Origin of the sequence: Castellaniella daejeonensis (assembly GCF_039523555.1) — a bacterium.
Classification (GTDB): Bacteria; Pseudomonadota; Gammaproteobacteria; order Burkholderiales; family Burkholderiaceae_B; genus Castellaniella; species Castellaniella daejeonensis.
In genome coordinates this window covers 179,344-202,219 of record NZ_BAAAFN010000006.1, presented here as the reverse complement: position 1 = coordinate 202,219, position 22,876 = coordinate 179,344, and the positions used below count along the sequence as shown (strand labels likewise).

Here is a 22,876-nt window from a genome sequence, read left to right as displayed (position 1 = left end):
GGGGGCGGCTCAGGCGCCGTCGAGCCCCATCTGCCAGAAATCGATTTCCAGGCGGATGGCATCGCGGAACGTGGCGGTCAGCCCATCCAGCCGTTCGGCGTTCTGCCCGGCCAGGCGCGCATCCAGCCAGTCGCGCTCGGCCTGCGCGGCCGCCTGGAACTCGTCGCTGGCGTACATGGCGATCCAATCTTCGTAGGGGTTGGCCGGTCCCCGCACGGTGAACGCCTGGGCCTCGATCCAGCGTGCGATGTCCGCGTAGCCGACCAGACACGGGGCGAGCGCCACGTGCAGGTCCAGCAGGTCGCCACGCAGGCCTGCGTCAAGCACATAGCGGGTGTAGGCCATGGTCTCGCTGGCTTCGGGCAGGGTTTCCAGTTCTGCCTCGGGGATGCCCCAGCGGGCGCAGTAGCCGACGTGCAGATCCATCTCCAGGTCCACGATGGCTTTCAGGCTGTCCAGGCCCTGGCGCAGTTCGGCCATGGTGCGGCTCTTGTAGACCGCCAGTCCCCAGGCGCGGGCGAAGTGCACCAGAAACAGATAGTCCTGGCGCAGGTAGTGGCGGAAGGCCTCGGGCGGCAGCGTGCCGTCGGCCAGCCGACGCACGAATTCGTGCTGGCAATAGGCGTTCCATTCGGGGGCGCAGCAGACCAGCAGGGAGGCGAAGGGCGTCGAATCGGATGAAGGCGTCATGCATGTCTCCATTGCGAAGGGGGCGGCCCCGAGTGTAGCCCGTAGCGGCGTCGGCGTCGTCCATCCGGAGAGCGCCTACGGTACGATATCGCGGACGTGAAACCGCGATCCCGACCGCGGAAGAGATTTACCATGCGATCCAGCATCACTTTCAAGCTGTTCCTGGCCATCCTGGCGACCTGCATCGTCGTGGCGCTTGCCATGGGGATGGCCGTGCGCTACAGCTTCGAGAGCGGCTTCGACGACTATATCCGGGAACGCGAGAGCCAGCGGCTGGACAGCCTGGCGCAGGCCCTGGCCGCGGATTATGCCGAGGCCGGCGGCTGGCGCTTCCTGTCCGAGGGGGGCGAGCGATGGTGGCGCAGCCTGCGTCTGTCGCGTTACGCCCGGCCGGGCGACCGCGATCGCGGCCTGCCGCCGGGCCCGCCGCCCCGGGTCACGCTGGTGGACGCCGATGGCGGCTGGCTGGCCGGGCCGCGCGTGCGCCCCGGAACCGACGTGCGGCGCCACCCCGTGGTCGTCGAGGGCCGTTCCGTGGGCTGGCTGCTCAGCCCCCCGCCCATGCCCATGGTGCTCGACGACGAGATCGACCGCCAGTTCCAGTCCCGGCAGTTGCGGGCGACCTGGGTGATCGTGGGCCTGTCCGTGCTGCTGGCCGCCCTGGTCAGCCTGCTGCTGGCGCGATTGCTGCTGGTGCCCGTGCGCCGCATTGCGCAGGCCACCCGCCGGCTTGCCGACGGCGATTTCGACACCCGGGTACGGGTCGGAGCGCCCGACGAACTCGGACGCCTGGCCCGCGATTTCAACCGCCTGGCGCACAGCCTGGGGCGCAACGCCCGCCTGCGCCGCGAGCTGATGGCCGACATGTCCCATGAACTGCGCACGCCCCTGGCCGTGCTGCGCGGAGAGATCGAGGCCCTGCAGGATGGGTTGCGCGCGCCGGACGAGGCCGCCCTGGCCTCGCTGGCCCATGAAATCGGCCGGCTGAACCGGCTGGTGGATGATCTGCGCGAGCTGTCGCTGGCCGACGCCGGCGCCCTGGATTACCGGATGCGGCCGCTGGACCTGTCGGCGCTGGCCGCGCGGGCGCTGGATGCCGTGCGTGACCGGTATGCCCGGGCGGGGCTGGCGCTGGACCAGGACATCGAGCCCGGCCTGCGCTTGTCCGGCGACGAGCGCCGCCTGGAACAGCTGCTGGCCAACCTGCTGGAAAACAGCCTGCGCTATACCGACAGCCCGGGGCGCGTGCGCCTGCGGGCGGGCCGGCAGGCGGGCCGCATCGTGCTCGAAATCGCCGACACCGCGCCTTCGGTGGCGACCGATCAGTTGCCCCGCCTGTTCGACCGCCTGTACCGGGTGGAGTCCTCGCGCAGCCGCCAGCATGGCGGATCGGGGCTGGGCCTGGCGATCTGCCGGTCCATCGTCCAGGCGCATGGCGGCGAGATTGCCGCGATGCAGTCCGACCTGGGCGGGCTGGCCGTCCGCATCGAATGGCCCCTGGGGGATGGTGCCGCGGCTGGCATGGAAGGCGGGAGCGGGCGTCACGCGAGCAACAAGGAGTAAGGCATGCGGATTCTGGTGGTCGAAGACGAACCCAAGCTGGCCGAGGTGTTGCGCACCTATCTCGAAGCAGCCGGCTACGAGGCGCGTTGCGCGGAGGATGGCCTGGAGGTCATGCCCCTGGTCTCGGACTGGATGCCCGACCTGGTGCTGCTGGACCTGATGCTGCCCGGGCGCGACGGCCTGGACCTGTGCCGAGACATCCGCGCCAGGACTGCCATCCCGGTCATCATGGTCACTGCCCGGACCGAAGAGATCGACCGCCTGCTGGGCCTGGAACTGGGTGCCGACGATTACATCTGCAAGCCCTACAGCCCGCGCGAGGTCGTGGCCCGCGTCAAGGCGGTTTTGCGCCGCAGCGCGGCCGTGCCGGCACCGGCGCGCGGCACCGGTGGGCTGGACATCGACGAAGGCGCCTGGAGCGCCCGCCTGGACGGCACGGCGCTGGATCTGACACCGGTGGAATTCCGGTTGCTGGCGTTGCTGGCCAGCCAGCCCGGGCGCATCTTTTCCCGCGACCAGGTACTGGATGGCCTGTACGACGACCGCCGCGTCGTCACCGATCGGACCGTGGACAGTCACGTGAAGAACCTGCGCCGCAAGCTGGCTGCCGTGCGCCCGGGCGAGGATCTGATCCGCTCCGTCTACGGCGTGGGCTACCGGCTGGATCTCGGGGGCGCCTGAGCCGGCAGAATCCGCTGACGCTTCTCCACGAAGTCTTCACGATTTGCCCATTTTTGCACCGCAGTCGGCCCTTAATCTGTCTCCATCGCGGCTCCATCGGGGGGCCGCCGGAAACACGGAAAGGAAGACCGACATGAACAACACCCACGTCACCCGCGCCCGCTCGCTCTCGGCCCTGGCCATGGCTGCCGCCCTGGTCGCCGCACCCCTGGCCGCCACGGCCGCGTCCGGCATGCCGGCCGATGGCGGTTCCCGCCAGCATCACATGGGCTGGCACGACGCCGGCCGCCACGCCGGCCATCACGGTCATTTCGGCGGCCATGGCCTGCGCGCCCTGGATCTCAGCCAGGAACAGCAGGACCAGATCTTCAAGATCCGTCACGACCAGGCGCAGGCCTTCTATGACCAGAGAAAGGCGTTGCGTGCCGCGCACGAATCGTTGCGCGAACTGAGCCGTGCCGACGCCTTCGACGAGGCCAAGGCCAGGCAGGCTGCCGACGCGCTGGGCCAGGCGCAGGCACAGATGGCCTTGCTGCGTGCGCAGACCGGTGCGCAGATCCGCGCCGTGCTCACGCCCGAACAGCGCGAGAAACTGGCGCAGATGCGTGCACCGAAGCAACCGGCACGCTCCGGCAAGTCCTGATTGCCGCTGCATGCGGCTGGCCCGTGTCCTGATTCCCGGGCCGTCCGGGACGGGGCGCGGGGAAACCGGCTCCGGCCATTGGCCGGCGCCGGTTTTTTCATCGGGCGAACAAGGTTCCCACCGACTGGAAATGGCGCCGGTAATAGGGGTTGTCCAGTGTGTCGATGCGGACCTGGCCTCCGGTGGACGGCGCATTGATGAAGCGGCCGTCGCCCAGGTAGATGCCCATGTGCGAGTTCGGTCGGCCCAGCGTATCGAAGAACACCAGGTCGCCGGCTTGCAGGTCGCGGCGTGGCACGGGGCGGCTCATGCGGGCGATCAGTTCGGTGTTGTGGGGCAGGGTGGTGCCGGTTGCCGCGCCGAATACGTATTTCACCAGGCCGCTGCAGTCGAAACCCTGCCGCGCTTGCGATCCGCCATAGCGGTAGCGGGTGTCCAGCAGGCTCAGGGCCGTCATGATCACTTCGGTGCGTTGCGCCGGATCGATGGCGGGATTGGGCATGGACGGCCCTCGGCTGCCCGGGCCTGCGCAGGCCGCCAGCCACAGGCACAGCAGGCCTGCAGCCAGGGTGCGAACGGCCCGCCATCCCGGGCATGGTCCGGTCCGGGACTCGGCGAAGGACGGGCGGGCTGCCATGGGCGGATGGGGCGGGTCTAGCCGGCCTTGCCTTCGGGCCAGTAATGGCTGTCGGGCAGGGCGCGGGCGCCGAAGATCGCCTGGCCGACGCGCACCGTGGTGGCGCCTTCCTCGATGGCCCATTCGAAATCCCCCGACATGCCCATCGACAGCTCGGCGAAGTCGGCACCCTGGGGGGCATCCTGGCGCAGGCGGTCGCGCAGGTCACGCAGCAGCTGGAAGCAGGGCCGCACGCGGGTCTCGTCCGGAGAAAACAGGGCCAGTGTCATCAGCCCGCGCACTTTCAGGGATGTGTAGGCGGGCAGGGCGCGGGCGAAGTCCAGCGCGTCTTCGGGCGCCAGGCCGAATTTGCTGGCCTCGCCCGATGTGTTCACCTGGACGAACACATCCAGGCTCCGGCCTTCGGCCTGCAGGCGCCTGTCGAGCGCCTCGGCCACGCGCAGGTTGTCCAGGGCCTGGAATTCCCGCGCGAAGCGGGCGACGAATTTGGCCTTGTTGGTCTGCAGGTGGCCGATGATCGCCCAGTCCAGGTCGGCAAGGTCGGCCATGGCTTCCCATTTGCCGTAGGCTTCCTGGACCTTGTTTTCGCCCAGCTGGCGGCAGCCCGCCGCGTAGGCCATGCGGATGCGGGATTCGTCCACGGTCTTGCTGACGGGCAGCAGGCGGACTTCGGCCGGATCGCGGCCGGCGCGCTCGCAGGCTGCGTCGATGCGGGCGCGGATGTCGGCCAGGTTGGCCTGGATTTCCTCCTGGGTGGCGGCCGTCCGGTAGGCGGGCCGGACGGGGGATGGCACAGCATTCATTGCAACAGTCTCGGGCAAAGGGCGTTCGGAGTGTCCCTAGGATAACCCCAACGCGCCGGATTCGTCCGCCGGTCCGGGATGGTCCGAAGCCGGGCCGAAAGCCTTTATCATCTAGCCTGGAACGACAGGCGAGAAGGGAAAAGCGTGGCGAAACTCACTCCGGGGCTGATGCTGGTCCACGGCAATCGGGCGGAACAACTGCGCGAGGTGCTGGTCGCGTGGCTGCGCCATTCGCCGCTCGATCCCCTGGAAAACGAATGTCTGCTGGTGCACAGCAACGGCATTGCCCAGTGGCTGCGCCTGGCCCTGGCCGAGCGCGATCAGGGCTGCGGCATTGCGGCCGCGCTGGATTTTCTGCTGCCCTCGCGCTTCATGTGGCAGGCGTACCGCGCCGTGCTGGGCGCTGGCGCCGTGCCCGAGCAATCCCCACTGGACAAGGATCCGCTGGCCTGGCGCCTGATGCGCCTGCTGCCGGCGCTGGCCCGGCAGCAGGGCTTCGAGCCGGTGGCGCGCTTCCTGGCCGACGACGCCGATGTGCGCAAGCGCCACCAGCTGGCCCGCCGGCTGGCGGACCTGTTCGACCAGTACCAGGTCTACCGGGCCGACTGGCTGGACGCCTGGGGCCGGGGCGAATTCATCCTGCCCGATGCGTACGGCGGCGACCGGCCCCTGCCGGAATCGCAGGCCTGGCAGGCTCGCCTGTGGCGCGCCCTGCTGGAAGACCTGGGCGCATCCGGCAGCGAGCCGATCGGCCGCGCCGCCGTACATGCGGCCTTCATGGCGCGGGTCCGGGCGCCGGGCGATGTCCCGCGCCCATCCGGACTGCCCCGCCGCCTGCTGGTCTTCGGCATTTCCGCCATGCCGCGCCAGACGCTGGAAGCGCTGTCCGGCCTGTCGCGCTGGATCCAGATCCTGGTCTGCGTGAACAATCCCTGCGCCCATTACTGGGCCGACATCCAGGGCGACCGCGAACTGCTGCGGGCGCGTTTCCGGCGCCAGGCGCGCCGTCCGGGAATGCCAGAGGTCCTGGACGAAGACGCGCTGCACCAGCAGACGCATCCGCTGCTGGCGTCCTGGGGGCGCCAGGGGCGGGATTTCATCGGCCTGCTGGACGACATCGACGATCCGGCGCATCGGGCGCGCTGCGGCCTGGCCTTCGAGGCGCTGCACCGGCGCATCGACGCATTCGAGGAATTGCCGGGGGTCACGCTGCTGGAGCAGCTGCAGGACGATATCCGCGACTTGCGGCCACTGGCCGAGACGCGCGAGCGCTGGCCGGCGGTGGATGCCGCGCGCGACGATTCGCTGCGCTTCCACGTTGCCCACAGTGCCCAGCGCGAGGTCGAGATCCTGCACGATCAGCTGCTGGCGGCCTTTGCCGCCGATCCTGGCCTGCAGCCGCGCGACGTGATCGTGATGGTGCCCGACATCGAGGCCTACGCCCCCCACGTGCAGGCGGTCTTCGGCCAGTACGATGCCCGGGACCGGCGGCACGTGCCTTACGCCCTGGCGGACCGCGGGCAGCGCCAGGCCGACCCGCTGGTCATCGTGCTGGAACAGCTGCTGTCCCTGCCGCGCCTGCGGCTGGGCATCCAGGAGGTCCTGGAATGGCTTGACGTGCCGGCGTTGCGGGCTCGATTCGGGATCGAAGACGGGGACCTGCCGCTGCTGCAGGCCTGGGCGAGAGAGGCCGAGGTGCGCTGGGGACTGCATGCCGGGCATCGCGGCACCTTCGGCCTGGCGCAGGCGCCCGAGGCAGCGCACGGGCATACCTGGCGCTTCGGCCTGGATCGCATGCTGCTGGGCTATGCGGCAGGCCCCGACGCACCGGCCTGGAGCGGGATCGAACCCTACGGCGAAACGGGCGGCCTGCAGGCCCAGGCCCTGGGAGCGCTGGCTCGCCTGCTGGACGCGCTGGATCATCATTGGCGCCAGTTGCGCCAGGACGCCACCCCCGCGCAATGGGTGGCGTGCCTGCGTACGCTGCTGGACGATTTCTTCCTGCCCCGGTCGGATGCCGACGAGCACACGCTGGCGCGTTTCCGGGAAATCCTGCAGGACTGGGCGCAGTTGTGCGAGGCCGCAGGCATGGACGAAGCCCTGCCGGTGTCCATCGTGGCCGAACATTGCCTGGGCCAGCTGGACCAGGCCGGCCTGTCGCAGCGCTTCTTCGCGGGCGCAGTCACCTTTGCGACGCTCATGCCCATGCGGGCGATCCCGTTCCGGCGCGTCTGTCTGCTGGGCATGCAGGATGGCGCCTTTCCCCGCCAGCGGGTGCCGGCCGACTTCGACCTGATGGCGCTGCATCCGCGTCCTGGCGACCGCTCCCGGCGCGAGGACGACCGCTACCTGTTCCTCGAGGCGCTGCTGTCGGCGCGCGACCAGCTGTACATTTCCTGGGTGGGGCACAGCATCCACGACAATACGCCGCAACCGCCTTCCGTTCTGGTGTCCCAGCTCATGGACCATCTGGACCGGGGCTGGCAATCCGCAGACGGGGCCTCCCCCCTGGCCCGCGCCCTGAGCCTGCATCATCCGCTGCAGCCGTTCAGCCGCCGTTATTTTCCCAAGCAAGTGCAGGCCGGGCCCGGTGCGCTGTTCACCTATGCCGCCGAGTGGCGCAGCGCCCGGCTGCCGGCGGGCGCGGGACAGGCGCCCGGCGTCCTGCCGCCGCCGCGCCGGGATGCGGCATTGCGGCTGGACGTCCTGCGCCAGTTCCTGCGGCATCCCGTGCGCGCCTTCTTTCAGCAGCGCCTGCAGGTGTTCTTCGAGGCGCCTGATCCCAAACTGGACGAGGGAGAGCCCTATGTCCGGGACGGCCTGGCGCAATGGCAGTTGCGCGCCGAGCTGCTCGACGTCCTGCGGCAGTCTCCCGATCCAGCCAATGCCGGGCCGGCGTTCCTGGACTGCCTGGATCGGATGCGGCGGCGCGGCGCGCTGGTTGCGGGCAGCCTGGGCGAGGCATCGGCCCAGGCGCTGCTCGACAGTGTGCAGGCGGCCATCGATCCCTACCGGCGTGCCTGCGAAGACTGGTCCCAGGTGTCCGACGAGGCCCTGCGCATGGAAAGCACCGTGCCCGAAAGCGGATGGATGTTCGAGGACACGCTGGGCGGCTGGCGCCGCAATGAACGAGGCGAGTGGTGCCGGATTGCGCTGCTCGCCAGCCATCTGGTGCGCGACAGGCACTACCGCATCGCACCGATGATGCCGGCCTGGCTGGATCACCTGGCCGCGCATGCCCACGGCCGGCCGTTGACGACCGTGCTCGTCAGCCCCCAGGGCAGCGTGTCCTTCGATCCGCTGGACCCGGCCTGGGCCGCGGAGCAGTGGCAGGCCCTGTGGGCAGCCTGGCAGGCAGGCATGCGCGCCGCGCTGCCGGTGGAAATCGACGCGGCGGGCGCCTGGCTGCGCGCAGGCGCCGATCCCGAACCCGGCGGCAAGGCCTGGCGGGCGGCCGAGGACATCTATCTCAGGCGGGTGGAAGACGATCTGTACCTGCGGCGCTGCTATCCTGATTTCGATCGCCTGTGTGCGGGCGGCGGCTTTTTCCATTGGGCCGCGACGCTGTACGGCGCGGCGGCGGGCGCCATCCGGCCGTATCCGGCCGCTGCGGAGGCCGAGGCATGATCGCGCCGAACCGCTTCGCGTCCGAATCTCCCGAAACGGCGACTCCGGAGACGGCGATTCCCCAGGTCGATCCGCTGCGTTTCCCGCTGCGGGGCAGCCACCTGATCGAGGCCAGCGCGGGAACGGGCAAGACCTGGACGATCGCCGCGCTGTATGTCCGCCTGGTGCTGGGGCATGGCGGACAGGATCCGCGCCTGCCCACCGAAATTCTCGTCCTCACGTTCACCGAGGCTGCCGCCCAGGAACTGCGCGATCGGATCCGCAGCCGGCTGGCCGAGGCGGCACTCTGGTTCGCCCAGGATGCGGCACAGGAATGCCGGGCCGATCCATTCCTGGACTCCCTGCGGCGGGATTGGCCGCAGGATCGGTGGGCGGGTTGCGCCCGTGCGCTGGACCTCGCGGCTCAGTCCATGGACGAGGCGGCCATTTCCACCATCCATGCCTGGTGCGCGCGGGTGCTGCAGGAGCATGCCTTCGATAGCGGCAGCCTGTTCGAGCAGCGGCTGGAACCGGACCTGAGCGCCGAGATCCGCCAGGTGGCCTGGGATTACTGGCGTGCGCACGTGGCGCCGCTGGCGTCCGGGCCGCTGGACGAGGTGCTTTCCGTCTGGCCGGGCCCGGACGCCCTGCTGGGCCTGTCCGGCATGCTGACCCGGGAATCCCTGCCCCGGGACGCCGACGAAAGCCTGGCGGCCGTGCTGGAGCGCCACCTTGCACAACGGCGTGAGCGCCTGGCAGCCCTGAAGGCCCCCTGGGTCCATGAGACGGATGTGCTGGAAGACTGGCTCGTCTCGCTGGGCAAGGATACGAAGATACGGCCGGCGGATCTGCGCCGCTGGATGCAGGCGCTGCGAGCCTGGGCCGGGGATCCCGGCCAGGATGCGCCGGACCTGAAGACCGGCTGGGACCGCCTGACGCCCGAGGGCATCCGGGAAAAATGGCAGGGCGCGGTTCCGGCGCCGGAACATCCCGCCAGCGCCGCGCTTGCCCGCTTGCGCGCCGACCTGGATGCATTGCCCGGCGTGCGCGTGCCCCTGCTGCGCCATGCCCTGGCCTGGATGGCGGGGCGCCTGCACCAGACCTTGTCAGGCGCCGCGCTGCTGGGCTTCGATGGCCTGCTCGGCAACCTGGATGCGGCGCTGGACGGCCCTTCGGGCGCCCGCCTGGCGCAGACCCTGCGGCGGCAGTTCCCGGTGGTGCTGATCGACGAATTCCAGGATACCGACCCGGTGCAGTACAGCATATTCGACCGCATCTACCGGGTGGCCGAGCACGACCCCGAGACCGCGCTGGTCTTCATCGGCGACCCCAAGCAGTCCATCTACGGCTTCCGGGGCGCCGATGTGCACACCTATCTGCGGGCGAACCGGGCCTGCGCGGGAAGAGTGCTGACGCTGGGCCGCAATTACCGTTCGTCCGAAGCCATGGTCGAGGCGGTCAACCGGTGCTTTGCCCTGAGGGGCGCGCACGCCTTTCCCACCGGGGTGCCGGGCGAGGGCATTCCTTTCCATCCCGTCCAGGCCCAGGGCCGGCCGGAACGATGGGAAGTGCTCGGCCGCCCGGCCCCGGCCATGAGCGCCTGCTGGATCGAGCCGACGACGCCGGGCAAGCCCCTGTCCTCGACCCAGTACGAGCAGGAAGCCGCGTGGCTCTGCGCCCGGCGGGTGGCCGAAACCCTGGCCCTGGGCCGGCGCGGTGCGGCGGGCATGCGCGGATCGGATCAATGGGCGCCGGTGCGGCCTGCGGACGTGGCCATCCTGGTCAATACCCATGCCGAGGCGCGCAGCGTGCGTCAGGCACTGGCCCGGATCGGCGTGCGCAGCGTGTACCTGTCCGAGCGCGATTCCGTCTACGAGTCGCCGCAGACGGCGGAGCTCGCCTTGTGGCTGGATGCCTGCGCGCACCCCGAGGACGAGCGTGCCGTGCGTGCGGCCCTGGCCACGCCTGCACTGGGCCTGGACTGGGTGGCGCTGGACCGGCTGGTCGAGGACGAGCGCGCCTGGGATGCCCAGGTCGAGCGTTTCCAGGGTTACCGGCAGATCTGGCGGCAGCGAGGGGTGCTGCCCATGCTGCGCCGGCTGCTGCACGATTTCGACGTGCCGGCCCGCCTGCTGGCCGATGGCTACGAAGGCGAGCGGCGCCTGACTGACTTCCTGCATCTGGCCGAACTGCTGCAGCAGGCCGCAGCCCACCTGGATGGCGAACAGGCCGTGCTGCGGTACCTGCACCGGCAGCGCCAGTCGCCCCAGGGCGAGGACGGCCGCCGGCTGCGGCTGGAAAGCGACGAGGGCCTGGTGCGGGTCGTCACCGTGCACAAATCCAAGGGACTGGAATATCCCCTGGTCTTCCTGCCCTTCGTCTGCAAGGCGCGGCCCGTCGAGGCGGGCAGGGGACCGTACCTGCTGCCCGGGCCGTCGGGCCGGACCTGGATCATGGAGGCGGACGCGGCCCAGTTGCAGCAACTGGATGGCGAGCGCCTGGGCGAGGACGTGCGCAAGCTGTACGTGGCGCTGACGCGGGCGCGCCATGCCGTCTGGATGGCACTGGGGCCGCTCAAGACCGGCAGCGGCATCGGGCATTTGCTGGGCGCCGATCTGAAGGCTGCCTGGGACGGGCTGGCGCAGTCCCATCCCGGCCTGATGGCCTGGGATGAAGGCGTGGAACCGGTGGATGAGTCCGGCCCCGAGCCGATCCTTGACGAGACCCCGGAGGCGCTGGGCGAGGCCCGCCGCCTGGCAGCACCCGCCGTCGGACAGCCCTGGTGGATCTCCAGCTATTCGGCCTTGTGCTTGGCCGATGCCGCCGCGCCAGAAACCGCCGCCGAGGATGTGCTGCGCGAGGACCGGCAGGCCGATCCCGTCCCGGCGCCGCGTCCGGCAGGCGCCGCGCCGGTACCGGTCGAGTCGGGGCTGAGGGACTTCCCCCGTGGCAGCGAAGCCGGGACGTTCCTGCATGGCCTGCTGGAATGGGCCGCGCGGCGCGGTTTCCGCGACCTGGACGAGGCGCGCGACCTGATCGCGCGCCGCTGCGCGGTGCGTGGCTGGGAGGCGCACATCGACGCGCTGCATGACTGGCTGCTGCGCCTGGCGCGCACGGAATGGCGACCGGATCTGCCTGGCACACCCGTGCTGCGCCTGGACCGCCTGCAGGCCTGCCTGCCGGAAATGGAATTCTGGCTGCCGGCACAGCAAGTGGACATCGAGCGCCTGGATGGGCTGCTGTGCAGGCAGACCTTTGGCGGCGCACCCCGCCCGGCCCTAGCGGGCGGCCGTCTGAACGGCATGTTCAAGGGCTTCATCGACCTGGTCCTGCAGGCCGACGGCCGCTACTACCTGGTCGACTACAAATCCAATGACCTGGGCCCGTCCGAGGCCGGCTATGCGCCCGAGGCACTGGCGGAGGCCATGCGCGCATCCCGCTACGACGCGCAGATGCTGATGTATGTGCTGGCGCTGCACCGGCTGCTGCGGTCACGGCTGGCGGACTACGACTACGATCGCCACATGGGAGGTGCCGTGTACCTGTTCCTGCGCGGCCAGGAAGCGCCCGGCCAGGGGCTGGTGGCGCTGCGGCCCGAGCCCGGACTGATCGACGCCCTGGATGCCCTGTTCGACGGCGCGGGCGGGGAGTGCGGCAATGACTGAATTTCCCGACTGGCTGGCGTTCGATCGGCTCGAAGAAGATGTGCGCGACCTGGACGTGGCGTTCGGCCGGCTGCTCGCCTGCCAGGCGCACGGCGTGCCGGCGCTGGCCCTGCGGCTGGCCGTCGCGTGCAGCGCCCGGCTGGCGCATGGCCATCCCTGCCTGGACCTGGACATCCTGTGCGGGCCGGATGGCGGCGTCCCCGCGGGCGAGGCCGGCGCGCAGGGCAGGGCGGGGCCGCCGGACTGGGTCGAAGGCGGCCTGGACGGCTGCCTGGCGGCGCTGGCGGCGGCCGATTTCGTGGGCGACGGCGGCGGGCCGGAGCCATTGGTATTGCAAGGACATCGCCTGTACCTGGCCCGTTATTGGCGCGCCGGACGGCGCATCCGCGAGGACATCGGCCGGCGGCTGGCCCTGGAGCCCCCCGAGGCACGCGACCCCGCACTGATCCGCGCATGGCTGGATGCAGTATTCACCGATCCGCCGCCCGAAACGCCCGACTGGCAGAAGCTCGCTTGCGCGACGGCGCTGCTGCACGGTTTCAGCATCGTCACCGGGGGTCCGGGTACCGGCAAGACCACCACCGTCGTGCGGCTGCTCGCCGTCCTGCAGGGCCTGGCCCGGGCGCGCGGCCTGGAACGCGGCCTGCGCATCCGCCTGGCGGCGCCCACGGGCAAGGCGGCTGCTCGCTTGAATGAGTCCATTGCCGGCGCCCTGGATCGATTGACCGCGTCGGCCGATGCCGATCTGGGCGCTGCGCTAGAGCGCGTGCCGGCCGAGGTGTTCACTCTGCATCGGCTCCTGGGCAGCCGGCCCGACACCCGGCGCATGAAATTCCATGCCGGCAATCCGCTGGATCTGGACGTGCTGGTGGTCGACGAGGCCTCGATGATGGACATCGAGATGATGGATGCCGTGCTGGCCGCATTGCCCGCCCATGCGCGCCTGGTGCTGCTGGGCGACAAGGACCAGTTGGCTTCGGTCGAGGCCGGCGCGGTGCTGGGCGAACTGTGCGCCCGCGCGCAGGACGGACACTACACCCCGGCGCAATGCGACCGCCTGCGCGAATGCTGCGGCGAGATCGTGCCCGAGGCGTGGCGCGATCCGGCCGGCACCGCGCTGGACCAGGCCGTGGTCATGCTGCGCCACAGCCACCGCTTCCAGGCCGACAGCGGCATCGGCCGGTTTGCGGCCGCCGTGAACCGGGGCGATGCGCCGGACGTCGCCGCGCTGCTGCGGCATCCGCCGGATGGCCTGAGCCTGGTGCGGGCCCGGGGGGGCAGCGATGCCTGGCTGCGTGACAGCGGCATCCTGGATGGGCATGCCGGCTACCCCGCGTTGTTTCGTGTCGCGCGGGATGAGCGGCCCGAACGGCAGGCTTCGCCGGCGGACTGGGACCGCTGGGCGCGTGCCGTCCTGGCGCAGCAGGGCCGTTTCCAGGTGCTGTGCGCCCTGCGCGACGGCCCCTGGGGCGCACGGGGATTGAACCGGCGCATCGAATCCCGCCTGCGGGCCGAGGGCTGGGTACCGGTGGCAGAACAATCCTGGTATCCGGGCAGGCCGGTCCTTGTGCTGCGCAATCATGCCGCGCTGGGCCTGGCCAATGGCGACATCGGGGTCGCCTTGCCTGTGCCCGACCCGGCGCGGGATGACGGCTGGATGATCCGGGTGGCCTTCGCTGGCGCCTCGCGGGATGCGGTGCGCTGGGTGTCGCCCGCGCGCCTGCCCGAAGTGGAGACGGTCTACGCCCTGACCGTGCACAAGTCGCAGGGTTCGGAATTCGATCGAGTGGCGCTGGTGCTGCCCGACCGGCGGTCGCCCTTGCTGACGCGGGAACTGCTGTATACCGGTGCAACCCGGGCGCGCTGCGCACTGGCGCTGGTGCTGCCGGGCGAGGATATCCTGCTCGAGCACGCCGTGCGGCAGGCGACGCGGCGCGCGGGCGGTATCTGGAATCCCTGAATCCGCTGCGCGAAATCAGACCTGCCCGCCTGACGCCTCGCTAAAATGGATCGATGCGCCCGCGCAGCAGTATTCCCGATGGACGGATGGAGATCGAAATGACCTCGATATATGACCAGAACCTGGACCAGAACCAGGCCAATTTTGCACCGCTGACGCCGTTGCTGTACCTGGAACGGGCCGCCGAGGTCTATCCCGGGCGGCTGGCGGTCGTGCATGGCCGCGGCGGCGATGCCATCCGCCGCACCTGGGCCGATCTCTACCGGCGCTGCCGCCGCCTGGCAGGCGCCCTGGCCGCGCGCGGCATCGGCCGCGGGGATACGGTGGCCGTGATGCTGCCGAACGTTCCCGCCATGGTCGAGGCGCATTTCGGCGTTCCCATGAGCGGAGCCGTCCTGAATACCCTGAACACTCGGCTGGATCCCGCCACCATCGCCTTCATGCTTGATCACGGCGAAGCGCGCGTCATTCTCGTGGACCGGGAATTCTCGCGCCTCGTGAGCCAGGCGCTGGCGCTGCGCACGCGGTCCGAGCCCATCCTGGTGGTGGATGTCGACGATCCCCTGTACGACGGCCCCGGGGAATCCATCGGCGCGATGGAATATGAAGCCCTGCTGGCCGAAGGCGACCCCGATTTCGCCTGGCGGATGCCCGATTCCGAATGGGATGCGATCGCCCTGAACTACACCAGCGGCACCACCGGAAACCCCAAGGGCGTGGTCTACCACCACAGGGGGGCGGCCATCAATGCCGTGTCGAACATTCTCGAATGGGACATGCCCAAGCACTCGGTCTATCTGTGGACGCTGCCCATGTTCCACTGCAACGGCTGGTGCTTTCCCTGGACCGTGGCGGCGCGGGCGGGGGTGAACGTCTGCCTGCGCCGGGTCGATGCCGCGGCCATGATCGCGCTGATGCGCGAACATGGCGTCACCCACTATTGCGGTGCGCCCATCGTGCAGAGCATGCTGGTCAATGCGCCCCAGGACCTGCGCGACTCGATTCCGCCGGGCATCCACGCCATGGTGGCCGGTGCCGCACCCCCCGCATCCATGATCGAGGGCATGGAAGCCCTGGGCATCGATCTCACGCACGTCTACGGCCTGACCGAAGTCTACGGGCCTGCCACGGTGTGTGCCAAGGACGCTGCCTGGAACGACCTGGACATCGGCAAGCGGGCCGAGCTCAACGCCCGGCAGGGCGTGCGCTACCACCTGCAGAAGGCCGCGGCGGTGCTGGATCCGGAAACCCTGCAGCCGGTGCCGGCCGACGGCCAGACCATGGGCGAAATCATGTTCCAGGGCAATATCTGCATGAAGGGCTACCTGAAGAATGCGCAGGCGACCCAGGCCGCCTTCGAGGGCGGGTGGTTCCACAGCGGCGATCTGGCGGTGGTCTACCCGGACGGCTACATCAAGATCAAGGACCGCAGCAAGGACATCATCATCTCCGGCGGGGAAAACATTTCCTCGATCGAGGTCGAGGACGTGCTCTACCGTCATCCGGCCGTCCTGGCGGCTGCCGTCGTCGCGCAGCCCGACGAGCGCTGGGGCGAAACGCCCTGCGCCTTCATCGAACTCAAGCCCGATGCCCAGGTCAGCGTCGAAGACATCGTGGCCCATTGCAAGGCCCATCTGGCCGGCTACAAGGTTCCGCGCCATGTCGTGTTCGGCGAGCTGCCCAAGACTTCCACCGGGAAGATCCAGAAATTCGAATTGCGCCAGCGGGCCGCGCAATCCGCCTGAGGTCCGGGGGATGTCGGAAGCCTACCGTTGCTCCGATGCGCGCGCCGGCCGCGGTGCGCGGGCACGGCTGTCGCCGCATGCGCTGCTGAGCCCGCAGCAGATGGGGTCGGCCGACCGGGCGGCTCCGGCGGCGGGGGTGCCCGGCGTGCGGCTCATGGAAGCGGCCGGTGCCGCCGTGGCCCGGGCGGTCCAGGAACGCTGGGCGCCGACGCGAGTGCTCGTGCTGTGCGGGCCGGGCAACAACGGCGGCGACGGTTTCGTGGCCGCGCGCCTGTTGCGGGATGCGGGCTGGCCGGTGCGGGTGGCCCTGTGGGGCAGCCGCGATGCCCTGCACGGGGATGCCGCCTGGGCGGCCGATTCCTGGGGCGGGCCGGTCGAACCCGCCGTTCCCGGCAGCCTGGATGGGGCAGGGCTGATTGTCGATGCACTGCTGGGCGCGGGCCTGAGCCGGGCGCCGGCCGATGAATTGCAGGCACTGATCGATGCCGTCAACGCCGCCGCCGTGCCCGTGTGTGCCATCGACGTGCCGACGGGGCTGGACGGTGCGAGCGGCCGGTGTCCGGGTGCCGCCATCCGGGCCGATCTGACGGTCACCTTCTGCCGCCGCAAGCCGGGCCATCTGCTGCTGCCGGGGCGTGCACTGTGCGGTGCGCTGGCCTGCGCCGACATCGGCATGCCCGATGCAGCCCTGGAATCCATCGTTCCCGAGGCCTACGCCAATCATCCCGATCTCTGGTCGGAAGCCTTCCCCTGGCCCCGGTCCGACGGCCATAAATACCACCGGGGCCATGTCCTGGCCGTGGGCGGCGAACGCATGACCGGCGCCAGCCGCCTGGCCTGCCTTGCGGCCGCGCGCATCGGGGCTGGCCTGGTGACGCTGGCGGTGCCGCCGGCCGCGTGGGCGATTCAGGCCGGGGCACTCGCTTCGGTCATGGTCGAGGCCCTGCCGCCCGATGGCGCGCTGGCCCGGGCTCTGGCCGATCCGCGTCGCAATGCGCTGCTGATCGGTCCGGGGCTGGGGCGCGAGCCCCGGGGGAAAAGCCAGGTGCTCGAGCTGTTGGCGAGCGGGCGGTCCTGCGTGCTGGACGCCGATGCACTCAGTGTCTTCTCGGGCCAGCCCGATGCGTTGCTCCAGGCCCTGCACGCGCAATGCGTGCTGACCCCCCACGAAGGCGAGTTCGCCCGCCTGTTCGGCCCGGTGACCGACGGTGCGGGCGGCGGCAAGCTGCGGCGCGCCCGTGACGCCGCCCGTCGCAGCGGCGCAGTCGTGGTGCTCAAGGGAGCCGACACGGTGATTGCGGCTCCCGACGGCCGCTGCATCATCAACGACAATGCGCCGCCGACACTGGCCACGGCCGGATCCGGAGATGTGCTGGCGGGGTGCATCGTGGGCCTGCTGGCCGCAGGCATGCCGGCGCTCGAGGCGGCATGCGCGGCCGTCTGGCTGCACGGCCTGGCGGCCGACCGGCTGGGCTGGGGGCTGCTGGCCGAGGATCTGCCGGGCGCCCTGCCGGGCGCGCTGGCCGTCCTGGCGGACATGGTGCGGGATTCCGGGGAGGCATGCTCATGGCGGACGTGATTGCGCTGGTCTTCGATTTCGACGATACCCTGGCGCCGGACAGCACATCGGGCTTTCTGCAGGAAATCGGCGTGGACGTGCAGGCCTTCTGGCACGAGCAGGTCGATCCGCTGCTCGGCCGCGAGGACTGGGACCCGGTGCCGGCCTACCTGTACCGGATGCTGGAATTGTCCCGTTCCGGGCGTCATGGCCCCATCACCCGAGACCGCCTGCGCGACTGGGGGCGCCGGCTGCCGCTGCACGAAGGCGTGACCACCCTGTTCGAGCGCCTGCGGGAACGGCTGCGTCATGCGCATCCGACCGTGCAGCTCGAGTTCTACCTGATTTCCAGCGGGATCGGCGACGTACTGCGCGAAACCCCCATCGCCGGCTGGTTCTCGGACATCTGGGCGTCCGAGTTCCATTACGATGCCGACGGAGCCATCGTCTTCCCGCGGCGCGTGGTCAGCTTCACCGACAAGACCCGCTATCTGTTCCACATCCAGAAGGGCATCATCGGACCCGAATCGCGCAACAAGCCTTTCGAAGTGAACCGCAAGGTCGATGCGGACAAGCTGCGCGTGCCCTTCGAGCAGATGATCTTCGTCGGCGATGGCTATACCGACATTCCCTGCTTCTCGCTGATCCGCCGCTCGGGCGGGGTTGCATTCGGCGTCTGGGACCCGCGCCACAAGGAAAAACGCAGCCGTGCCTGGGGCTTCATCGAGGACGGCCGCGTCTCCAACCTGAACCAGGCGCGTTTCGGCGAGGACGCCGAGCTCTACCAATGGCTCGAGGCTGCAGTCGAAAGCCTGGCATCCAAGATCGTGCTGCGCGCGCGGATGTATCGTGGCTGAGGCGCGCGGCGGCCGGCAGGCCGCATCCCCCCGTGCCGGCGCGGCCGGCCTGCTGGACGATGATGGCGCCATGGCGCTGGCACTCGAACAGGCCCGCCAGGCGGCAGACCTGGGCGAGGTGCCCGTGGGCGCCGTGGTGCTGGATGCCGACGGGCGCCTGCTGGCAAGCGGCCACAACCGCACGATCCTGGACCGCGATCCCACCGCGCATGCCGAGGTCGTGGCACTGCGGGCCGCCGCCCGCCGGCTGGACAACTACCGCTTGACCGGCGCGCGCCTGTACGTCACGCTGGAACCCTGCGCCATGTGCCTGGGTGCCATGTTCCATGCGCGGCTGGCCGAAATCGTCTATGGCGCGCCAGATCCCAAGACCGGCGCCTGCGGTGGCGTGGTCGATCTGTCCGTACAGCCGCGCCTGAACCATCATGCTCGGGTGCGGGGCGGGGTCCGGGCGCAGGCCTGCGGCGATCTGCTGCGCGGTTTCTTCCGCGCCCGGCGCGAGGCTGCCCGCGCGGCCCGCAACGGTCCCACCGCCGCGCTGGTTCCGCCGGCACGCCCCGTACTCGTTTCCGCGGCCGCCCAGGCCGCTGCCTCTCTTTCTCAGGACGACTCCCCCATGCCCAAGCAGAAACCTGCCTCCGCCGCCTCTTCGTCATCGCATTCCCACCCGGTGGCGGCTGGCGAACACACGCATCTGGTCTGCGCCGACCCGGACTGCGGCGCGCACGGTGTGCATGAGCAGCCTTCGGGCATCTACCTGATCTCGCCCTCGGGCGCCGTGGCCAACCCGGAAGCGCTGGACCTGGCCGCCCAGCGGCTGCGCGCCATGGGCTTTCGCACGGCCGTCGACCGGACGGCGCTGGCGGTGCACGAGCGCTTCGCCGGCACCGACAGGCAGCGCCTGGCCTGCATCCAGCGCGCCCTGAAGCAGAAGCATCCGATCGTCATGGCGACCCGGGGCGGTTACGGCCTGAGCCGGCTGCTGCCCCACATCGACTGGCAGGCCGTGGCCGACAGCGGCAAGACTTTCATCGGCCAGAGCGATTTCACGGTCTTCAACCTGGCCCTGCTGGCGCGCACGGGCGCCGTCAGCCTGGCCGGTCCCACGGCGGTCTTCGATTTCGGCGGCAAGAAGGTGGACGACCTGACGCAGGCGCTGTTCCAGGAAACCCTGTCGGGCGAACTGGAAATCCTCAGCTTCGAATCCCCCGATGCCGATCCGGTGGATGCGCGCGGCATTCTATGGGGCGGCAACCTGGCCATGGTGGCCTCGCTGGTCGGCACTCCCTATCTGCCCGACATCCGGGGCGGCATTCTGTTCCTGGAGGACGTCTCCGAGCATCCCTTCCGCATCGAGCGGATGCTGACCCAGCTGTGGCATGCCGGAATCCTGGACAAGCAGCACGCCATCGTGCTGGGCCAGTTCACCGACTATCGCCTGGCACCGCACGACAACGGCTACGACATGGACGCGGTGGTGCGCTGGCTGCGCAAGACGGTGCGCGTGCCGGTGGTCACGGGATTGCCTTATGGCCACGTGAAGGTCAAGGCAACCCTGCCGGTGGGTGCGCGCGTGGGCATCGCCACCGAAGACGGCATGGCGCACCTGGTGCTGCGGGAGCATGGCCACTGACCGGCGTCCGGCCCGGGGGCTGCCCGATACGGAAGGGCAGGGGGCTGGAAGGCGGCCACCTGCTAAACTAGCAGGTTGCTTTGACTTCACTTTTTCACCACCGCCACCGTGATCTCCACCAACAACCTCACCATCCAGTTCGGCACCAAGCCCCTTTTCGAGAACGTCAGCGTCAAATTCGGCGATGGCAACCGGTACGGGCTCATCGGCGCCAATGGCTCGGGCAAGTCCACCCTGATGAAGATCATCGGCGGCGACCTGGAACCGACCTCGGGCAACGTCGCGCTGGAGCCCGGTGTGCGGCTGGGCAAGCTGCGCCAGGATCAGTTCGCCTTCGAGGACGAGCGCGTGCTGGACGTGGTGATGATGGGCCACGCCGAAATGTGGAAGGCCATGACCGACCGGGACGCCATCTACGCGAACCCCGAGGCGACCGAGGACGACTACATGCGCGCGGCCGAACTGGAAGGCAAGTTCGCCGAATACGACGGCTACACGGCCGAGGCCCGTGCCGGAGAACTGCTGCTGGGCCTGGAAATCCCCGTCGAGCAGCACAATCTGCCGATGCGCGAGATCGCCCCGGGCTGGAAACTGCGCGTGCTGCTGGCCCAGGCGCTGTTCTCCAATCCCGATGTGCTGCTGCTGGACGAGCCCACCAACAACCTGGACATCAACACCATCCGCTGGCTGGAAAACGTGCTCAACGGCTACGACAGCACGATGATCATCATCAGCCACGACCGCCATTTCCTGAACGCCGTCTGCACCCACATGGCCGACCTGGACTACGGCGAATTGCGTGTGTATCCGGGCAACTACGACGACTACATGCTGGCCTCCACTCAGGCGCGCGAGCGGCAGCTGGCCGCCAATGCGCGCGCCAAGGAACGCGTCAGCGAACTGCAGGACTTCGTGCGCCGTTTCGCCGCCAACAAGTCCAAGTCGCGCCAGGCCACGTCCCGCCTGAAGCAGATCGACCGCATCAAGGCCGAGACCGTGCAGGTCAAGCCGTCCTCGCGACAGAATCCCTACATCCGGTTCGAGGTCAACAAGGTCCTGCACCGCCAGGCGGTGCACATCGAGGATCTGTCGAAGTCCTACGACCGGCCCATCATCCGGGGCCTGACCACCATGATCGAGGCCGGGCAGAAGGTTGCCATCATCGGCGCCAACGGGGTGGGCAAGACGACCCTGCTGCGCCTGCTGGCCGGCAACCTGCCGCCCGACGAAGGCACGGTGCGCTGGTCGGAAAATGCCGACATCGGCTACATGGCCCAGGACGTGTCCGACCAGTTCGATTCCGACCGCGATCTGTTCGACTGGCTGACGGACTATCGCCAGCCGGGCGACGAGGATCAGTCGATCCGCTCGGTGCTGGGCCGGCTGCTGTTCTCGGGCGACGAAATCACCAAGCCCGTGCGCGTGCTGTCGGGCGGGGAAAAGAACCGCATGAGCTTCGGCCGCCTGATGCTGGGCCGCCACAACGTCATGCTGATGGACGAGCCCACCAACCACCTGGACATGGAATCCATCGAATCCCTGCAGTACGCGCTGGAACAGTACCAGGGCACGCTGGTGTTCGTCTCGCACGACCGCCAGTTCGTGTCGGGCGTGGCGACGCGGGTGATCGAGATCCTGCCCGATGGCCGCCTGAACGATTATCCGGGCACCTACGAGGAATACCTCGAGTCCCAGGGCATCGAGGCCTAGTCCCGCAGTCATCCGCATCGGGGACGCAGGCATGCCGCATACGCTGACCGCCGCGGCCCGGCACGAGGCCGACATCCGCAAGAGCCGCTTCCTGGCCCTGGCCGCGCCCATCGATGCCCCCGAGGCTGCCCAGTCCTTCCTGGATGCTTCCCGGGATCCCCAGGCCACGCATAACTGCTGGGCCTGGCGTTTCGGGGCGCTGTACCGCTTCCACGACGACGGTGAACCGGGCGGCACGGCCGGTCGGCCGATCCTGCAGGCCATCGAATCCCAGGGCTACGACCGCGTGGTGGTGCTGGTGATCCGCTGGTTCGGCGGCATCAAGCTGGGGACGGGCGGCCTGGCCCGGGCCTATGGCGGCACGGCGGCCGAATGCCTGCGCCTGGCGGACCGGGTGGAACTGCGCGAGGAATGCCAGGTGCTGTGCGATTGCCCCTATGCGGACATGGATCGCGTTCAGGCACGCCTGCTGGCTGCCGGCGCGCGCATCGAGCAGGCGGAATTCGACGAACGCGGCGTGCGCTGGCGCCTGGCGGTGGCGCGCACCGATGTGGCGGCCTTGGAAACCCTGCACACCGACCTGACCCGGGGGCAAGGCCGGTTCCAGGTGTCCTAGGGCGTCAGTGCGTCGTGGTGCCGTTCTTTTCCTGGGCGGCGATTTCCGCGTGGACCTGGGCCATGTCCACGGCCTTCACCTGGGTGACGAGTTCTTCCAGCTGCGATGCCGACAGCGCCCCGGCCTGCTGGAACAGCAGCACGTTTTCGCGGAACACCATCAGGGTCGGAATCGAACGGATGCGCAGGGCAGCGGCCAGCTCGGGTTGTTCTTCGGTGTTGATCTTGGCGAAGGTGACGTCCGGATGCTGCCCGGCGGCGGCTTCGAAGGTCGGGCCGAACTGGCGGCAGGGGCCGCACCAGGGCGCCCAGAAATCGATGATCAGGGGCTGGGCGGCCTGGGTGGCGGCCTGGAAGGTGTCTTGGGTGAGTTCGATGACGCTCATGAGGGCTCCGGAGTCGGATCGGGGCGGCAGGATGCCGCGCCCGGTTCAGAGCAGATGGGGGCTGGCCGGGAATTTGCAAGCGGCCCGCCGGCTCAGGCGCGGAACAGCCCGTGGGGGCTGCCCC

16 protein-coding genes and 1 pseudogene are annotated in these 22,876 nt (G+C 69.6%); 13 read left to right on the top strand and 4 right to left on the bottom strand.

Annotation, left to right across the window (positions count from 1 at the left end; translation table 11 throughout):
* Window positions 1-9: 9 nt before the first annotated feature.
* Window positions 10-690 carry a thiaminase II gene (tenA, locus tag ABD022_RS02855; protein ID WP_343819958.1) on the bottom strand — a complete coding sequence of 227 codons (681 nt, stop codon included), beginning with the start codon at window positions 688-690 and terminating at the stop codon, window positions 10-12.
* Window positions 691-822: 132 nt separating this feature from the next.
* On the opposite strand from tenA, the gene ABD022_RS02850 reads away from it, so the two are divergent.
* The 3 genes from ABD022_RS02850 (at window position 823) to ABD022_RS02840 (ending at window position 3,577) form a co-directional block, all read left to right on the top strand.
* Complete coding sequence (locus tag ABD022_RS02850; RefSeq protein WP_325124188.1) at window positions 823-2,253, top strand: ATP-binding protein; 1,431 nt, start codon at window positions 823-825, stop codon at window positions 2,251-2,253.
* A gap of 3 nt (window positions 2,254-2,256) precedes the next feature.
* Entirely contained in the window at window positions 2,257-2,934 is a 678-nt protein-coding gene (locus ABD022_RS02845) for a response regulator (protein ID WP_325124189.1), read from the top strand.
* Between the two features lie 133 nt (window positions 2,935-3,067).
* Window positions 3,068-3,577, top strand: coding sequence for a Spy/CpxP family protein refolding chaperone (locus ABD022_RS02840; RefSeq protein WP_325124190.1), 510 nt, complete (start codon window positions 3,068-3,070; stop codon window positions 3,575-3,577).
* A 97-nt stretch (window positions 3,578-3,674) separates the two neighbouring features.
* Here ABD022_RS02840 and ABD022_RS02835 read toward each other — a convergent pair whose 3' ends face one another.
* Together ABD022_RS02835 and ABD022_RS02830 are read right to left on the bottom strand one after the other, a co-directional pair.
* On the bottom strand, window positions 3,675-4,079 hold the full coding sequence (locus ABD022_RS02835) for a C40 family peptidase (protein WP_343819956.1): 405 nt from the start codon (window positions 4,077-4,079) through the stop codon (window positions 3,675-3,677).
* A 152-nt stretch (window positions 4,080-4,231) separates the two neighbouring features.
* Window positions 4,232-5,017: a YggS family pyridoxal phosphate-dependent enzyme gene (locus ABD022_RS02830; protein ID WP_325124192.1), complete on the bottom strand. Its 786-nt coding sequence runs from the start codon at window positions 5,015-5,017 to the stop codon at window positions 4,232-4,234.
* A 144-nt stretch (window positions 5,018-5,161) separates the two neighbouring features.
* Between ABD022_RS02830 and recC the strand changes: the two genes are divergently transcribed.
* The 10 genes and pseudogenes from recC (at window position 5,162) to ABD022_RS02780 (ending at window position 22,367) form a co-directional block, all read left to right on the top strand.
* Window positions 5,162-8,644 (top strand): exodeoxyribonuclease V subunit gamma, encoded by a 3,483-nt coding sequence (recC, locus tag ABD022_RS02825; RefSeq protein ID WP_343819954.1) that lies wholly within the window; start codon window positions 5,162-5,164, stop codon window positions 8,642-8,644.
* Window positions 8,641-12,288, top strand: coding sequence for an exodeoxyribonuclease V subunit beta (recB, locus tag ABD022_RS02820; protein WP_343819952.1), 3,648 nt, complete (start codon window positions 8,641-8,643; stop codon window positions 12,286-12,288). Before recC ends, recB begins: the two co-directional genes overlap by 4 nt.
* Complete coding sequence (gene recD / locus ABD022_RS02815; protein WP_343819951.1) at window positions 12,281-14,248, top strand: exodeoxyribonuclease V subunit alpha; 1,968 nt, start codon at window positions 12,281-12,283, stop codon at window positions 14,246-14,248. Before recB ends, recD begins: the two co-directional genes overlap by 8 nt.
* A gap of 98 nt (window positions 14,249-14,346) precedes the next feature.
* Window positions 14,347-15,993: an acyl-CoA synthetase gene (locus ABD022_RS02810; RefSeq protein WP_325124196.1), complete on the top strand. Its 1,647-nt coding sequence runs from the start codon at window positions 14,347-14,349 to the stop codon at window positions 15,991-15,993.
* A 10-nt stretch (window positions 15,994-16,003) separates the two neighbouring features.
* Window positions 16,004-17,572, top strand: a complete 1,569-nt coding sequence (locus ABD022_RS02805; RefSeq protein ID WP_325124197.1) for an NAD(P)H-hydrate dehydratase — start codon at window positions 16,004-16,006, stop codon at window positions 17,570-17,572.
* The gene (locus tag ABD022_RS02800) at window positions 17,560-18,408 is read left to right on the top strand and encodes an HAD family hydrolase (protein ID WP_343819949.1); all 849 of its coding nucleotides are present in this window, start codon (window positions 17,560-17,562) and stop codon (window positions 18,406-18,408) included. Before ABD022_RS02805 ends, ABD022_RS02800 begins: the two co-directional genes overlap by 13 nt.
* Window positions 18,401-18,919, top strand: a pseudogene (gene tadA / locus ABD022_RS02795) (tRNA adenosine(34) deaminase TadA); the annotation flags it as partial. The gene ABD022_RS02800 and the pseudogene tadA, both read left to right, overlap by 8 nt.
* Before the next feature lie 105 nt (window positions 18,920-19,024).
* On the top strand, window positions 19,025-20,041 hold the full coding sequence (locus ABD022_RS02790; protein WP_325124229.1) for an LD-carboxypeptidase: 1,017 nt from the start codon (window positions 19,025-19,027) through the stop codon (window positions 20,039-20,041).
* Window positions 20,042-20,149: 108 nt separating this feature from the next.
* Window positions 20,150-21,751, top strand: a complete 1,602-nt coding sequence (locus ABD022_RS02785) for an ABC-F family ATPase (protein ID WP_325124199.1) — start codon at window positions 20,150-20,152, stop codon at window positions 21,749-21,751.
* A gap of 31 nt (window positions 21,752-21,782) precedes the next feature.
* The gene (locus tag ABD022_RS02780; protein ID WP_343819947.1) at window positions 21,783-22,367 is read left to right on the top strand and encodes an IMPACT family protein; all 585 of its coding nucleotides are present in this window, start codon (window positions 21,783-21,785) and stop codon (window positions 22,365-22,367) included.
* A 4-nt stretch (window positions 22,368-22,371) separates the two neighbouring features.
* Here ABD022_RS02780 and trxA read toward each other — a convergent pair whose 3' ends face one another.
* Window positions 22,372-22,752, bottom strand: a complete 381-nt coding sequence (trxA, locus tag ABD022_RS02775; protein WP_325124201.1) for a thioredoxin — start codon at window positions 22,750-22,752, stop codon at window positions 22,372-22,374.
* Window positions 22,753-22,876 lie beyond the last annotated feature (124 nt).

Coding starts and splice junctions, on each gene's coding strand:
- tenA (WP_343819958.1), bottom strand. CDS start 690: ATGACGCCTTCATCCGATTCGACGCCCTTCGCCTCCCTGCTGGTCTGC.
- ABD022_RS02850 (WP_325124188.1), top strand. CDS start 823: ATGCGATCCAGCATCACTTTCAAGCTGTTCCTGGCCATCCTGGCGACC.
- ABD022_RS02845 (WP_325124189.1), top strand. CDS start 2,257: ATGCGGATTCTGGTGGTCGAAGACGAACCCAAGCTGGCCGAGGTGTTG.
- ABD022_RS02840 (WP_325124190.1), top strand. CDS start 3,068: ATGAACAACACCCACGTCACCCGCGCCCGCTCGCTCTCGGCCCTGGCC.
- ABD022_RS02835 (WP_343819956.1), bottom strand. CDS start 4,079: ATGCCCAATCCCGCCATCGATCCGGCGCAACGCACCGAAGTGATCATG.
- ABD022_RS02830 (WP_325124192.1), bottom strand. CDS start 5,017: ATGAATGCTGTGCCATCCCCCGTCCGGCCCGCCTACCGGACGGCCGCC.
- recB (WP_343819952.1), top strand. CDS start 8,641: ATGATCGCGCCGAACCGCTTCGCGTCCGAATCTCCCGAAACGGCGACT.
- recD (WP_343819951.1), top strand. CDS start 12,281: ATGACTGAATTTCCCGACTGGCTGGCGTTCGATCGGCTCGAAGAAGAT.
- ABD022_RS02810 (WP_325124196.1), top strand. CDS start 14,347: ATGACCTCGATATATGACCAGAACCTGGACCAGAACCAGGCCAATTTT.
- ABD022_RS02805 (WP_325124197.1), top strand. CDS start 16,004: ATGTCGGAAGCCTACCGTTGCTCCGATGCGCGCGCCGGCCGCGGTGCG.
- ABD022_RS02800 (WP_343819949.1), top strand. CDS start 17,560: ATGGCGGACGTGATTGCGCTGGTCTTCGATTTCGACGATACCCTGGCG.
- ABD022_RS02790 (WP_325124229.1), top strand. CDS start 19,025: ATGCCCAAGCAGAAACCTGCCTCCGCCGCCTCTTCGTCATCGCATTCC.
- ABD022_RS02780 (WP_343819947.1), top strand. CDS start 21,783: ATGCCGCATACGCTGACCGCCGCGGCCCGGCACGAGGCCGACATCCGC.
- trxA (WP_325124201.1), bottom strand. CDS start 22,752: ATGAGCGTCATCGAACTCACCCAAGACACCTTCCAGGCCGCCACCCAG.